Source organism: Massilia sp. PWRC2 (genome assembly GCF_049896725.1).
Lineage (GTDB): Bacteria > Pseudomonadota > Gammaproteobacteria > Burkholderiales > Burkholderiaceae_D > JAFCUW01.
Genome location: NZ_JAFCUW010000002.1, coordinates 1 through 12,427 on the forward strand (window position 1 = coordinate 1; position 12,427 = coordinate 12,427).

The 12,427-nt window shown below is 60.1% G+C and carries 10 protein-coding genes and 1 pseudogene; 5 read left to right on the top strand and 6 right to left on the bottom strand.

Going from position 1 to position 12,427, the window contains the following annotated elements:
• Positions 1-701: 701 nt before the first annotated feature.
• Both ACP7BZ_RS04720 and ACP7BZ_RS04725 read right to left on the bottom strand, forming a co-directional pair.
• Positions 702-2,216, bottom strand: coding sequence for a hypothetical protein (locus ACP7BZ_RS04720; protein WP_426110563.1), 1,515 nt, complete (start codon positions 2,214-2,216; stop codon positions 702-704).
• 487 nt (positions 2,217-2,703) lie between these two features.
• Positions 2,704-3,630, bottom strand: a complete 927-nt coding sequence (locus ACP7BZ_RS04725; protein WP_426110565.1) for a LysR substrate-binding domain-containing protein — start codon at positions 3,628-3,630, stop codon at positions 2,704-2,706.
• Between the two features lie 168 nt (positions 3,631-3,798).
• Between ACP7BZ_RS04725 and ACP7BZ_RS04730 the strand changes: the two genes are divergently transcribed.
• A complete protein-coding gene (locus ACP7BZ_RS04730; protein ID WP_426110567.1) occupies positions 3,799-4,482 on the top strand; it encodes a pyridoxamine 5'-phosphate oxidase family protein in 684 nt (227 codons plus the stop codon).
• An 82-nt stretch (positions 4,483-4,564) separates the two neighbouring features.
• On the opposite strand, the gene ACP7BZ_RS04735 is transcribed toward ACP7BZ_RS04730, so the two are convergent.
• Positions 4,565-4,972 carry a BLUF domain-containing protein gene (locus ACP7BZ_RS04735; protein ID WP_426110569.1) on the bottom strand — a complete coding sequence of 136 codons (408 nt, stop codon included), beginning with the start codon at positions 4,970-4,972 and terminating at the stop codon, positions 4,565-4,567.
• 517 nt (positions 4,973-5,489) lie between these two features.
• On the opposite strand from ACP7BZ_RS04735, the gene ACP7BZ_RS04740 reads away from it, so the two are divergent.
• Both ACP7BZ_RS04740 and ACP7BZ_RS04745 read left to right on the top strand, forming a co-directional pair.
• Entirely contained in the window at positions 5,490-5,816 is a 327-nt protein-coding gene (locus tag ACP7BZ_RS04740) for a hypothetical protein (RefSeq protein WP_426110571.1), read from the top strand.
• A gap of 451 nt (positions 5,817-6,267) precedes the next feature.
• Positions 6,268-7,650 (top strand): NAD-dependent succinate-semialdehyde dehydrogenase, encoded by a 1,383-nt coding sequence (locus ACP7BZ_RS04745; protein ID WP_426110573.1) that lies wholly within the window; start codon positions 6,268-6,270, stop codon positions 7,648-7,650.
• Positions 7,651-7,863: 213 nt separating this feature from the next.
• On the opposite strand, the gene ACP7BZ_RS04750 is transcribed toward ACP7BZ_RS04745, so the two are convergent.
• Positions 7,864-8,142 (bottom strand): SDR family NAD(P)-dependent oxidoreductase, encoded by a 279-nt coding sequence (locus ACP7BZ_RS04750; RefSeq protein WP_426110575.1) that lies wholly within the window; start codon positions 8,140-8,142, stop codon positions 7,864-7,866.
• Positions 8,143-8,326: 184 nt separating this feature from the next.
• Between ACP7BZ_RS04750 and ACP7BZ_RS04755 the strand changes: the two genes are divergently transcribed.
• Positions 8,327-9,223, top strand: a complete 897-nt coding sequence (locus ACP7BZ_RS04755) for an AraC family transcriptional regulator (RefSeq protein WP_426111654.1) — start codon at positions 8,327-8,329, stop codon at positions 9,221-9,223.
• A 12-nt stretch (positions 9,224-9,235) separates the two neighbouring features.
• Here ACP7BZ_RS04755 and ACP7BZ_RS04760 read toward each other — a convergent pair whose 3' ends face one another.
• The gene (locus ACP7BZ_RS04760) at positions 9,236-9,982 is read right to left on the bottom strand and encodes a septal ring lytic transglycosylase RlpA family protein (RefSeq protein ID WP_426110577.1); all 747 of its coding nucleotides are present in this window, start codon (positions 9,980-9,982) and stop codon (positions 9,236-9,238) included.
• 437 nt (positions 9,983-10,419) lie between these two features.
• Positions 10,420-11,804, bottom strand: a pseudogene (locus tag ACP7BZ_RS04765) (PLP-dependent aminotransferase family protein).
• A 159-nt stretch (positions 11,805-11,963) separates the two neighbouring features.
• Between ACP7BZ_RS04765 and ACP7BZ_RS04770 the strand changes: the two are divergent.
• On the top strand, positions 11,964-12,209 hold the full coding sequence (locus tag ACP7BZ_RS04770; protein ID WP_426110579.1) for a hypothetical protein: 246 nt from the start codon (positions 11,964-11,966) through the stop codon (positions 12,207-12,209).
• Positions 12,210-12,427: the final 218 nt, after the last annotated feature.

Genomic DNA, 12,427 nt, shown 5'->3' on the forward strand with positions numbered 1-12,427 from the left:
CCAAAAGACGAGAGTAAACGCGAAAACGATCAAGTTTACAAGGGCTGCTGCAAGTCATTGAAAGTAAACGATTTTTCAGCTCCGGCGTTCGGCGCTTCGGACTTGTGTATAACGAGGTGGGTTCAGCGTGCCCGCACCGCCCGGCATGACTATCAAGGCATATCTTTTCTTGGCTGAGTTGTTCGATGTGAGAATATATGGAATCAGGTCGCCATTTTGATCCCTGGCAGTTGTAACCAGTGCGTCTTTGCTTGAGTCGTATGCAGCAACGCCGCTCGACGCTAAAGCTAACCAGCAGGCGCAAACGATTATATTCAATTGTCTGTAGCATTTCATAAGGAATGGATCCAGATAAATCGCACGGAATTTCGATTGGTTTGGGGGCTGCGGGTGCACGACAATCAAACGCCATCGCCACCTTCGGTGTCGTGGGTAGAACTGCAAGCGCTATAATATTATCATCCTGCGGCTCGGCGAAAAAGTTTTTTATCCTGCACTTTTCCGATTTGAGACGCGCGCTTTCCGCTCTTGTTTCACAAAAATTTAGCACGGTTCGGAGCTATACCATCATGGGAAACCAAACCCCCAGGTAAGCACCGATGAATTCCATCGGCCAGAATGAATCAGTGCCACGCTGGTTTCCAGGTCGGCCCGGCTGTCGAACCGGAGCAGCCACGACCGCGGGGCAAGTCGGGTCACATCTATTGCGTGTTGATGAGATTGACGCTGATTGTTCCCGCATCATTGCCGGAAATCCAGCCAACCCGTCCCGCATGCGGGCCGCCGCCAAACCGGATCAAGGGCGCGTCGGTAGTGAATTCCACCGCGGTCGGCACATAGCTCGACAACACATTCAGGTTGGCGTCGAGCAGGACGATATGCCATTCGATGACCTTGTTGGTCCGGTTGGCCGATTTCCACAGTCCGTACGTCACCAGGATGTTATCGCCGCTCGCTTCCAGTTTCGGTGTGATGGCCTCAACCCCGGCGATATTGGTGGTGAGCCATGCACTTGATTTGGTGCTGCCGTCAACGCTACTGGCCATGACGATGCGCACATCCCGAGCGGCGCGCGCCTGGCTGGTAGTGTGCACCATGGCGACAGTGCCATTGGCCAGCTTGATGAATTGACCGGTCTGCGCATTGGTGGCGTTGTCACCCTCGGCACCGTCGATCGCCAGATAGGATTGGTCGAGCAGCGCGCGATCGTTTTTCGCATAGCTGGCGTAGGAATACGCCATGAAGCCCAGCTGGCGCGCGTAAGCGTCGCCGTGCGCCAGCAGGTATGCCGTGCCGTTGTCGATCAGCAGGCGCTGGTTGAAGTTGTGCGAATACAGCCAGCCGGTGCCCATGAAGTCGCTGGCGCCGCCGGGCGCGATCAGCTTGCCGGACCCGGGGTCGACATAGCGCAGGTAACCGGCCTGGTGGCGCGTGCCGTTGACGCCCCATGCCATCTGGTGCGCCACATAGATCAGCAATTTCTGGCCAGCCGCATCGTAAGCGAGTACGCCACCACCGGCCGTGCCGGGATCGCCCTTGCTGCCATCGGCGTGATTGTCTTTATCGCCAAATACCAGGGTGTCCCAGAGCGGGGTGGTAAAACTGGCGCTGGCCGACTTGGCCACCTTCAGCATATTACCGTTGACGTTATTGACGTCGCCGGCGATGGCGTTTTTGAACGGGTGGTCGACGTTATAGGCAATGTAATAAGCGCCGGCGCTGTCCCTGGTAAATCCCAGCAGCTTGTAGGAGAGAATTCCGGTAGCGGTGGTGGCGCCGGCGCTCAGATCGGCGTTGACGTGGGTGATATGAATGGCGTGTGGCGTGCTCAGGCCGCCGGCGTTGCGGCCAGCGGTCCCCGCATAGTCAAGCCAGGCCACATCAACGCTGCCGTCGGTGTTCGCGTAGGTAATGATCGGATTCGGGAATCCGTAATTCGATACCGGATTGGCGGGCACAAAACCATCATCGAAAAAGTTGGCTTTTACGCTAAAGAGCTTGCCGCCATTGGCGGGCGCAATCACCGTCGAGGTCAGGCCCAGAACAGCCGCTGTGGCGGGCGGCGAGGTAACGGTCGTTCCAGTTGCAGTTCCAGTCCCCGCAGTGGCGCCAGCCGCCGGCGGCGCGCCAGGCGTGGTGGCCGCTGCAGCTGGCGCCGTCGACCCCGAGCCGCCGCAGGAAGCGAACAAGCCCGACGACAGCAGGAACGCTGCCATCTGCGTCAGCTTGGACAGCAGTGATGGAGATTTTTGGTTTATATGAGAAAGCTGCGCCATGATTGGATTGGTATTAAGAATTCGCCGACTCGGCGCTTTCATCGCGGATCTGCGACGGGAATACTGCTGAGATAAATCAGATCGCGAAAATATAATGTTGAGCCGGTAACGGTGTCAAATATATTTTCGGCTGGCTAAATTTCAATGGTTAATCAAGTCATACGATCCGATGACAAGCTGATAAAACGACTTGATTTGGAAAATAAAGATTTTTATCCCTCTAAAAAGTCCGTGCTACTGATTTGCCGGGCATGAATTTCAGGAGGCATGCATGAATGCTATGGAATAGGAAATTTATTCAACTTTATTAATGAATTGCATATTGATAGGATTGCACATGCTGGCGACAATTCGCGATGCACCATTGCCAATGAGCTGTTGCGTTTGCACGAACAGCGCTTTAGTACGTGCGCCGTGGTCGCCGCCGCTACCGCTTTGAAGCAATACCGCTAACGGCCTGCCGTAGGCGCGGCGCGGCAAAATCAAGAAAGCGGCGCATCTTCAGCGGCATCTGCCCGCGCAAGACGTGAACCAGATGGACGGGCACGGGTTCGGCTTCGTAGGTGTCTAAAACAATCTGCAGCTCGCCACGAGCGACGGCATCGATCACCTGGTAATGCAACAGCCGAGCCACCCCCACCTTGAGAACGGCTGCCTGCGCCGCCGCTTCCGGCGTGGTGACGGCCAGGCGCGGCACGATGGCAACGTCTATCGCAGCGCCTGAGCGTGGATGCCGGAAGCGCCAGGGCGGCGACGGCATGGGCGTGTCCACCGTCACACAGGGCAGCCCGAATAAATCATCGGGACTGCGCGGCGCGCCTTGCGCACCGGTGCCGGCCAGCAGTACAGGGCTGGCGCATGTCACGGTACGCATGGTGCCCACTTGGGTTGCCACCATCGCGCTGTCGGGCAGCTTGCCAATTCTGACCGCCATATCGACGTGGTCGCCAAGCAAGTCGACGTTGCGGTCAGCCAGGACGAGCCGAACATTAATTTCCGGGAAGGCCGTCAGGAAATCGGCGATGACGGGCAGCACATGCAGGCGCCCGAACATGGTCGGCGCAGTAATGACCAGCTCGCCCTTGGGGGCGGTGAATTCACCGGCCGCTTCGCGCTCCGCGTTCTCGACCTCTTCAAGGATACGGCGCGCCGCTGCGACATAGGCAACGCCGGCGTCCGTCAGCGTGATCTTGCGCGTGGTGCGAAGCAGCAGCCGGGTACCGAGCAAGGCTTCCAGATCAGAAATCTTGCGGCTCAGTGTGGCCAGCGGTACCCGCGTGGCGCGTCCCGCCGCCGACAGGCTGCCGTGTTTCGTCACTGCCACCAGCAGCGACATGGCTTCGAAACGGTCCATTCAATTCTTCCGGAAAGTGGGAGGGAGTTTATTAATTTTACGGGATTATCAATGGGCACTGAAAGGTTCAAGATAGCTCCTGGCGCACCCGCACCGCTGTCGATCCCGCCGACAGGCGATCAGCGTCGCCGCCTGCTCACTTGATTGATTTTTTATGGAGGTCGACCAATGTCCTATAGTTTTCTCGCTATCGCGATGACGCCCAGCGTGCGCGCGGCGCAAGCGAAGATGGGGGCGTATCATCTCTGGCAAGATTTCAAACGCCATCGTCAGTTCGACCGCTTTACCGAGAGCGAGCAGGCATTTATCGCGGCGCGCGACAGCTTTTACATTGCCAGCGTGTCCGAAACCGGCTGGCCTTACGTGCAGCATCGGGGCGGGCCGGTCGGTTTTCTCAAGGTGGTCGACGCGCACACGCTTGCCTTTGCCGATTATGGCGGCAACCGTCAGTACATCAGCACCGGCAACCTGGCCGCCAATGACCGCGCTTGTCTGTTCTTGATGGACTATGCCCGGCGCGCGCGGCTGAAGATCTACGTCCGTGTCGAACTGCTCGAGCGCGATGTCGATTCAGCGCTGACCGAACTCCTTACCGTCCCCGGTTACAAGGCGAAGATCGAACGCATTTTCCTGCTGCGTCTGCAGAACTTTGACTGGAATTGCTCGCAGCATATTACGCCGCGTTTTAGCGAGCAGGAAATCAAGCAGGCAGTGCGCCCGCTGCATGATCGCATCGGCCAGCTGGAGGCGGAAAATGCGGCGTTGCGTGAACGACTTGCCAGTGCTGGCGCCGCGCCGCAGGGCGGGGCGCTGACGCACACCTTGCAACAGCAATCTTCCGCTCGAAGCTAGTGTGGTGCTCGCTTCCGCTGCGCTTGCTTCTTTTACCACCGGGTGCATGTTGCTTCCTGCCAAAAAATAGCGGGAACCACGCTTACTGCGGGCTTCTCAGCCTCTGTGCAAACTCGCGCATCGTCTCGGTGAAGGTATTTTCGTCGATGACCTCCAGACGGCGAGCGCGCAATGTGGCGATGTGTTGAAATTGCAAGGGATCACTCGCTATGCCCCCCATCGACCACTTCTCGAAGATCCTGTTTTTCACTGGAGAGATACAAAGAATCTGGGCACCGCTGTGTCGGGGATCATCGAGAATCTTCACATATTTCCGGAGCACATCTGATTCCGGCCCTTCTAACACTTGCATGAACAGTCCGCCTCCGTGGACCAGGATGCCAGTAATGCTGCTGGCCGAATTATTTCGGCGCGAAGACAGCAGGATTTCCTGCACTTGTTCCTCCGAGATGGTGGAAGCAGCATGACTGAGGTAGAGAAGTCGAATCAATGAGTACTTCAGTCAAGAGTCAAAGTGTGCGGATGACTGTCAAACGGGACAGTCTTGTGGCAAGCCGCCGGCGGCGCCTGACGCTTGCGGCGAACAACGCCGGTGGGATGTTGACAGGGCGCGAGTGCCGGGGCTGGCGCCTGGACAGGTATGCAAGGTCTTCCTCGATGGCGGATGGCGGGTCGGCCGGCGTCGCATTATAGTTGATCCAGAGAAATTGTTTTCCTCAATTCACCTGGAAGTGCTTGCTGGTCGCTCTTCGAAGGTGGTGTGGACACACAGTCCGATTGATCGCGCCCCTGTCCGAAGCCTATGTACCCCGTACCGGATCAGGCGCTCATTGTCACTGAGCAGCGCAGGATGCGCCTGCGGCCTGCGGATGAGCTGCTCGTTTCTCCTCCTATTTCTTACAGCTGTGTAATTCGTGGCACACGACTAGCATGAATCGCGCTTCACGACGATCAGTCCGCCCAGCGCACTGGTCTATTTTAATGCAGCCTTTTGGGAGGAGAAGTTCATGAAAAAATCGCTACTGCTGCTGACCATGGCCAGCCTGTTTTCCTTGGGCACGGCGGCCAATGCCAGCAACGCGGCAGTCAACATCGCCTATCCAATCAATGGGGGAACGTTCACCAATTATTTTTCCTCCAGTTTCACAACCACCTGTCCAGGGGGATCGTATTCTGTCGCCTGGTACCTCGATGGCGTACTGACCGGCAACGCGTCGTTCTACGATACCGCGAGTGTGAATTTCGCCCAAAAATTGCCGACTGGATGGCACAGCCTGCAAGTCATTTCTTCGTGCGGGCAGGATACGGTGAAGTTTTACGTGCTGGAGCGTTGATCCGGCACGCCGATTCTTTCACGCGACATTCTGACAATCCGCACAACTCTTTTTTCTGGCCGCGGCCAGGTTGCAGTCGCGGGCGCCTGTCGACACTGTGCAAGTCGAGCGCGCCTGCGTGCTTTTACCGTCGAGTGCCCCTGCCGTCGAGTCCAGATGCCTGCAGGCGCCCCCACTTGGCGATGCGATTCCCGCAAAACTTCGTGTAAACATCCCGCGCAGCGGCTGAAAGCGCGAAGCCACACTGAACGTTTGCCTGAGCCGTCTATGCTGGTCCACAAACGTACGCCATCGTTTCTGTAGCGCTGGCAAAAATCTGCCACGCGCTCCTCGACGGCCGATCACCAGTGCCCGCCTTCGCCGCGTGTCGATGTGTCGTCCGCCGCTGGACACCTTCCGCACCATCGCGGGCGTGCAACCTTCCTACCCTCAACAGAAAGCGGTCCCCACCATGTCCTATCAAAGCATCAATCCGAATAACGGAAAAACACTCAAATCGTATGACCATGTCAGCGACGCCCAGCTTGAAATCTCCCTGGCGACGGCCGAATCGTGTTTCCAGACGTGGAAGCAGACCAGTTACCAGGAGCGCGCCGCCATCGTCGCCAGGGCGGCCAGACTGCTGCATGCGCATGTCGACGACTTTGCAACATTAGCCACGCTGGAGATGGGCAAGCGTATCGACGAAGCACGCGGCGAAGTCAAGTTCAGTGGCGATATCCTCAACTACTACGCCGAACACGCCGAAGAGTTTCTCAAGCCCGTGCAGCTCCATCCAAAGGTGGGCGAAGCGCACATGGAAAGCAGCCCGCTGGGCGTGCTGTTCTGTGTCGAACCGTGGAATTTCCCCTACTACCAACTGGCCCGTGTTGCCGGCGCCCAGTTAATGGCTGGTAACGTTGTGGTCGTCAAGCACGCCGGCTGCGTGCCGCAATGCGCGCTCGCCTTTGAAAAACTGTGGATCGATGCGGGCGCGCCGGTCGGCGCCTACACCAATCTGCAAATCACCCATGAACAATCGGGGGCCATCATCGACGATCCCCGTATCAAAGGCGTGGCCTTGACCGGCAGTGTCGCTGCGGGTCGCACGGTGGCGGCGCGCGCCGGCCAAAATCTCAAGAAAACCTCGATGGAGCTGGGCGGCAGCGATGCCTTTATCGTGCTCGAGGATGCCGATATGGACTTGACGATTCCATGGGCGGTGTGGGGGCGCATGTATAACGGCGGGCAAACCTGTTGCGCCGCCAAGCGCTTTATTGTGCTCGATGCCGTCGCCGATGTCTTTCTCGAAAAATTTATGGCGGCCTTGTCTGCCTTGACGCCGGGTGACCCGATGGATGAAACCACCACGCACGGCCCGCTGTCGACGGAAGAAGCCTTGCTTCAATTAATCGGCCAAGTCGACAATGCCGTCAAACACGGCGCCAGGCTGGTGATGGGCGGCAAGCGCCTGGATCGCCCCGGTTCTTTCATGCAAGTGACGATTCTGACTGACATCACAGCGGACAACCCGGCCTTCCGCGATGAATTTTTTGGCCCGGTGGTGTCGTTCTACCGCGTCAAGGATGAAGCGGCCGCGATTGCACTGGCCAACGATTCCGATTTCGGTCTGGGCGGCTCGGTGTTTACCAAGGACATCGCACGCGGCAAACGCGTCGCCAGTCACATCGATACCGGCATGATGTTTATTAATAACATCGATTGGACCGATGCCGAGCTGCCATTCGGCGGCATCAAGTACTCGGGTTACGGGCGCGAACTGGGCAATATGGGGATTCAGGAATTCGTGAATAAAAAGATGGTGCGCATTGCCAGTCTCACAGCCCCGCGCTGATCGAAGGTAGCGCAGGGCCGCCAACAAGCGTTGGCGCCTGGCTCACCCGACCAGGCATGTCACGTCCACCGTAGCGTGTGTGCGGGCCACCTTCAAGCGATCGGCCAGGCCGAGCGACCATTTCCCGGTGGATTTGAAGGGCAACAAGAGCAGCAATGCGACTAGCGGCAGTCCGCGGTTTGACGGCAGTTTTAGCGGAACCTGCCAGCCCGCTCAAGCGTTATGGATGACCACATCGATGCGCTTGTGCACATCTTCGGCAAACGCCAGGAACTCGCGCATCTGCGCCGGCTGCCTGATGTCCAGCGCAAACCATTCGGCAGAGCCGCCCGCCTGCCGGATTTCGCTCACCAGTGCCTGCAGCCGCTGGGCGCCACGTCCCCCCAGCACCAGGTGATGGCCCTGCGCGGCCAGCTGGCGCGCCGTCGCCGGCCCGCTGCCGAGGCCGGCGCCGGCGATTAAAATGACTTGTCGATGCAATGGTGCGTTCATGATGCGGTCCTTTTCATGGCAATAACACGCCTGCATGGTAAGGCTGCGGCGCTTTGCTGCACATGCACATGCCTATCGCTTTCTTGCCTAATCCTATGCTTCGACCGCAACGCCATGGCGGCCGCCCGCCTTTTGATGGATCATTCCTATCGTTAAATGTAGCCAAGGAATTGACGTGGACCGCCTGATACAACTGCACCGCCAGCTGGCCCGCGATGACGGCCATACCGACACTGCCGTGCCCGCCGTACGCTTGACGCGCGCCACCTACAGCGTGGCCAAGACGCCGGTGATGTCGGAGCCGTGCATCGCCATTGCGCTGCAGGGCCGCAAGCGCGCTTTTTTTGGCACCGACGTGTTGCAGTTCGACGCCGACCAGTATCTGGTGGTGGCGCTGCCGATGCCGTTTTCCAGCGCCACAGAAGCGACCGTGGATGAACCGTTCCTGGGGTTGACGATCCAGGTCGACCGCACCACGCTGGCTGACCTGATGTTCGCCATCGACCAGTGCGCGATCGCTCTGCCGGCCGCGCCCAAGGGCATGATGACCACGCCGATGGATGCGCGCCTGCGCGAGACGGTGCTGCGCCTGCTCGAAACACTGAATTCGCCGCTGGAGGCGCGCGTGCTCGGTCCGGCCATCGTGCGCGAGATCTGCTTTCGCGTGTTGCTCGGTGAGCAGGGCGCCGCCATGCGCGCGGCGCTCACCGGCCAGGGCCAGTTCGGCCGCATCGCCAAGGCGCTACGGCGCATCCATGCCGACTACGCCGCCAGCATCGATGTGGGCATGCTCGCAGCCGAAGCGAACATGAGCGTGCCAGCCTTCCACGTCCACTTCAAATCGGTCACCCATTGCTCGCCGATCCAGTACGTCAAGTCGGCGCGCCTGCACCAGGCCAGACTGCTGATGGCACGCAACGACATGACCGCGCAGGCTGCGTGCGCCCAGGTCGGCTACGAGAGTGCGTCCCAATTTAGCCGCGAGTTCAAGCGCTTTTTCGGACGCAGTCCCAGCCAGGAAGCCGATGCGTTGCGGCGCTTCCTGGCGCCGCCGCCGGTGGAGACGCCGCAGTTGCTTTAGCTCTTCATCGGTTCAACGCAGTTCGGCGTCGACCATGCGGTCTTCCAGCATCAGCGCTTTGATGTCGTCCGGGGCGGTCGATTCATCGGCATGCGCTTCGCGCCGCAGTGTGCCAATGCGTTCGCTATCGGATGCCAGGATACGGTCGACCTGGACGTGCTGGCGGCCCGCTTTCAGCATTCCCAATTTCAACGCCGCAGCGTAAGACACGTCGATCAGGCGGCCACCGAGAAACGGCCCGCGGTCGTTGACACGCACGATGACGTGCCGGCCCGTCTCCAGGTTGGTGATGCGCACATACGAGGGAATCGGCAGCGTGGGATGGGCGGCGCTCATCTTGTACATGTCGTAGCGTTCGCCGGACGCCGTGCGTTTGCCATGGAATTTGCGGCCATACCAGCTGGCCACGCCCTGCTGCGAATACGGCGCATCGCCCTGCAGCGGCAGGTAGGTCTGGCCGAGGGCGGAATACGGCCGGTTGCCGGATTTTGCAATTGGTTCAGCCTGGAAGATCGCATCCGGTACCAGGTCGAGGCGCGACGGCGGATGGGCGCCAGGGCCATCGTCCTTGTAGTACGCGCCGCCGCCCGCGCCTGCTGCTGGCAGCAGCGGCTGCAGATCGGCGTGGTCGACCGGCGCCGTATGCTGCAATGGCGGCGGAATGACGCCCTTGCTGTCGGTGCTGGCGCAACCGCTGAACAGTATGGCGAAGCCAGCAGCGACAGTCCATGCGGCGATCAGTCCGGGTAGTTGTTTCATTTTCCTGCTCTCGTTCAGGTTGGCGCCAGCGTGCACAACACGGGCGCATTGCATCGGCTTGCCAAGCGCGGAGATCGGGGCAATGCCGCCATCGACGCTGTCGCGCGAACTGTGTCCAATGAAATTTCCATGTGGAAACAATGACGAGCGGATGGTACATTCATACCGAAACGCAATATCGGGCTGTTACCATGTGTTACTCGCCTTACCAAGTGATGCTGATAGGGAGGCAATATGCGCAGACTGGAACAGAATTTTCGGTATTGCCTGGGCAGTTCTCAGACCGCGCACGGGAAATTGCAGTCGGCGTGGGCTGCGCCTCTGGTGACGCTAGGGGATGATCGAAGTGAGGCGCTGAGATGTATCAGGCGTGCGCGTCAGCGCGGCAGTTTGGCTGGCGATGGCGGCGAGAGGCTGGTGACACCAGCCTGGGTTGTCTACACCACTGCGGCGCTGCATGGCGGCGGCCGCCGCGCAAGCAGCGCCGACAGCCGTTGCAGACCGGCCTGGAAGTGTGCACGGTCCTTGATGCCACCCAAGGAGATGCGGATGGCGTTGACTGACTCGCTGCCGCTGGCGAATGCCGGGGCCGGCGTGACTGCGATGCCTTCGCGGTCGGCGGCGCGCGCCAGCTGCGCGGCATTCCAGTATGCCGGCAACGGCAGCCAGACATGCAGGCCGTCACCGGCACCGCTGTAGCGTCCCGCCAGAATATCGCGCGCCATCCGGTGGCGCAGGCGCGCCTCCTGGCGTACGCCGTCCAGCAGTCGCCCGGCTGAACCATCGACGATCCACTGGGTGGCCAGGGCGGCCGTCAGAGGAGCGACCATCAGCGCAAACGATCGCAGCGCGACCAGGAAACGTTGGCGTTCGTGCTCGTCGCGGATGAGCACGAACGCCACACGCAGGCCGGGCGTCAGGCATTTCGACAGCGTTGAAATGTAGTACACCCGTTCGGGGGCAAATGTGGCAACCGGTGGTGGCGGCGACGCGGCCAGCAGCCAGTAGGGGGCGTCCTCGATGATGCGCAGATTGCAGCGCCTGGCGATGCTGGCAAGCGCCTGGCGCCGGCGTGCCGGCGTGGTGACGGTGGTCGGGTTCTGTAATGTCGGGTTGAGGTAGACCAGCACAGGCTGGTGCTGGCGACAGGCCTGCTCCAGCATCTCCGGCACCATCCCGTGCTGATCGGCTGCCACCGCAATGATGTGCCGGCGGCACGCAGGCCGGGATAACTCATCGTCTCCGCCAGAATCACATCGCCAGGTTGCGTCAACGCCAGGATCAATGCGGCGATCGCCGCTTGTGCGCCGGGACAGACCAGCAGCTGACGGCAATCGAGCTGGCCAAACATCGGTGCCAGCCAGGTGGCGCCCGCTTGGCGGTTGGCCTCGCTTCCGCCGGCCAGGTGGTAGGTCATCAGCAATTCATTGTCTGACCTCATCAATACTTGCGACAGACCCTGCTGCTGCATGTCGTCAAAGTCCACGCCATCGGGCGCTGGCGGGGTATTCATGCTCAGGTCGAGGATCGAGGACAACTCGACTTTCGGCGCGGCGACATAGGTACCGCGGGTGCCGCGGCCCTCCAGCAAATGGCGACGGCGCGCTTCGTCGTAGGCGCGCGTGATCGTCGTCAGGTCGACCTCCAGCCAGGCTGCCAGCTGGCGTTGCGGCGGCAGACGGTCACCCGGCTTGAGCGCGCCGTCTGCCACCGCCGCCTGCAAGGCATCGGCAATCTGCAAAAAACGGGGCCCTTTGTTGCCGGCCAGGCGAGGCAACCAGGCCGGCACCTGTTCCTCTTGTATGGTTTTCGCCTGGGACATTTTGTCTCGATGTATGGAACTTGCTTTTAGGTAGTATGCTGTAGAAGGCGCAGCAACACCACTGTTGCACGCCAATGGCGGTTTTTCCTCGCCCAGCACGGCGCTCGATGCCATGTTCCTCACGACAGATACTGTCAAGTCATACCCTGGAAGCACAAAATGATGGATTGGATCCCTGTAGTCTTAATTACCTTCAAGGCGATCGTGCTCGGCACGGGCATGTTCTTCGCCATCAAGTGGCATTACGATCAAGGCAAGAAAGAGACGGGCAAGCAGAGGGAGAAGGGCGCCTTGCTACGCGCCGGCAGCAAGGCCGCTGCCATCTTCGTGCTGGCGCTGCTGGGTCTGGGCCTGTTCACCTATGTCTTGGTGCGGACGGTCGGTTTGAACATGAGCATGACGTGATGGAAAAAAGAGTCGGCTGACGATGGCGTAATTCGGGTGCGGAGTGCTTGGTAGTGAATCAGCCTGCTATGGCCATACTCCATCCGCAGGGGTGTATCCAGACGGCGCGCCTGCCTATGCCACTTCCGGTTCAACGACTGTCCCAGGGGGGGGGGGGGGGGGGGGGGGGGGGGGGGGGGGGGGGGGGGGCGGGGGGGGGCCGGGCGGGGGCGGGGCGG

Coding starts and splice junctions, on each gene's coding strand:
- ACP7BZ_RS04720 (WP_426110563.1), bottom strand. CDS start 2,216: ATGGCAGCGTTCCTGCTGTCGTCGGGCTTGTTCGCTTCCTGCGGCGGC.
- ACP7BZ_RS04730 (WP_426110567.1), top strand. CDS start 3,799: ATGTCCTATAGTTTTCTCGCTATCGCGATGACGCCCAGCGTGCGCGCG.
- ACP7BZ_RS04725 (WP_426110565.1), bottom strand. CDS start 3,630: ATGGACCGTTTCGAAGCCATGTCGCTGCTGGTGGCAGTGACGAAACAC.
- ACP7BZ_RS04750 (WP_426110575.1), bottom strand. CDS start 8,142: ATGAACGCACCATTGCATCGACAAGTCATTTTAATCGCCGGCGCCGGC.
- ACP7BZ_RS04740 (WP_426110571.1), top strand. CDS start 5,490: ATGAAAAAATCGCTACTGCTGCTGACCATGGCCAGCCTGTTTTCCTTG.
- ACP7BZ_RS04760 (WP_426110577.1), bottom strand. CDS start 9,982: ATGAAACAACTACCCGGACTGATCGCCGCATGGACTGTCGCTGCTGGC.
- ACP7BZ_RS04770 (WP_426110579.1), top strand. CDS start 11,964: ATGATGGATTGGATCCCTGTAGTCTTAATTACCTTCAAGGCGATCGTG.
- ACP7BZ_RS04745 (WP_426110573.1), top strand. CDS start 6,268: ATGTCCTATCAAAGCATCAATCCGAATAACGGAAAAACACTCAAATCG.